The sequence below is a fragment of the Rhodococcus sp. NPDC003318 genome, assembly GCF_042879035.1.
Taxonomy (GTDB): domain Bacteria; phylum Actinomycetota; class Actinomycetes; order Mycobacteriales; family Mycobacteriaceae; genus Rhodococcus_G.
Genome location: NZ_JBIAOU010000049.1, coordinates 1 through 1,433 on the forward strand (window position 1 = coordinate 1; position 1,433 = coordinate 1,433).

The window sequence follows — 1,433 nt, forward strand, 5'->3', positions numbered from 1 at the left end:
AGTAGGACTTTGTTAGGTTTGTCACGTTCGCATGTGGGGACTCGAGATTCGGCGTGATTCTCGAGACGATCATCGGGTGGATGCTGCAGCCCTGGCCGAGGTCGACGAACGTCTGGATTCGTTTGTCGGTGAGGTGTTCTCGTCCTTGAAGCGGAAGGATCAGCGGGCGACAGCGGGGGTGTACGCGAGGGGGTTGCTGCTCGACGGGCGCCGCAAGTCGATGCAGCCGATGGCCGAGCGGCTCAGGGTCGATCACCAACGGTTGCAGCAGTTCGTGACCACGTCTCCGTGGGACGTGGTTCCGGTGCGCAAGACGCTGTCGCGCAGGGCGTGCGATCTGATCGAACCGGACGCGTGGGTCATCGACGACACCGGGTTTGCCAAGGACGGTGACGGGTCGCCGTGCGTGGCGCGGCAGTATTCGGGCACGCTCGGCAAGGTCGGCAACTGCCAGGTCGCGGTCAGTGTGCACGCCGCCACCGATGCGGTGTCGGCGCCGCTGGACTGGCGCCTGTATCTGCCCGAGAGCTGGGACGACGCCGCGGCGCAGGACCCCGAGACGGCCGCGGCGATCACCGCCCGCCGCCGTCGCAGCGCGATCCCCGACGACGAGCGGCACCGCACCAAATGGCGGATGGCGATCGAGATGCTCGACGAGTTGATCGAGTGGGGCCGCACCCCTGCGGTGATCGTCGCCGACGCCGGGTACGGCGACTCCGCGACCTTTCGTCAGGGGCTGACCGACCGAGCGTTGGCGTACGTCGTCGCGGTCAAGGGAGCCACCCTCGCGCACCCCGTCGACGCCGTCCCGGCCGCCGCCGAGTACTCCGGACGCGGCCGGCCCCCGACCCGCCGCTACCCGACCCCAGGGACCTGCAAGGACCTCGTCGTCGCCGCCGGTGAGCGGGCACTGACCGAACTCACCTGGCGCCACGGCACCAAGACCGGCCCCGCCAACCCGACCGCGGCGATGCGCTCGAGGTTCGTCGCCCTGCGGGTCCGCCCAGCCAACCGCACCATTGCCCGCGACGAGAACGGTGTCCTGCCGCAGGCCTGGCTGCTCGCGCAATGGCCTTCGGGAGCAGCCGAACCCACCGACTTCTGGTTGGCCACCCTCCCGGACGACACACGCATCTCCGAACTGGTCCGGCTGGCGAAGATCCGCTGGCGTATCGAGCACGACTACCGCGAACTGAAAACCGGTCTCGGACTCGACCACTTCGAAGGCCGCTCCTGGCTCGGCTGGCACCACCACGCCACCCTCGTCACCGCCGCGCACCTGTTCATCACCACCCTCCGACTCGCCGACCCAAAAGCCGATGGGCAGGACTGACCCTCTACGCCGTCGTACGCAAACTCCAACGCGCACTGGCCTATTGGATCGGGACCTGCCCGACCTGCCACCACACCTTCCCCACCTAACAAAGTCCTAC

1 protein-coding gene is annotated in these 1,433 nt (G+C 68.1%); it reads left to right on the forward strand.

All coding sequences use genetic code 11. The features are described from left to right. The first annotated feature begins 76 nt into the window (after positions 1-76). The gene (locus ACFYVR_RS26920; protein ID WP_387479447.1) at positions 77-1,333 is read left to right on the forward strand and encodes an IS701 family transposase; all 1,257 of its coding nucleotides are present in this window, start codon (positions 77-79) and stop codon (positions 1,331-1,333) included. The last annotated feature ends 100 nt before the right edge of the window (positions 1,334-1,433 follow it).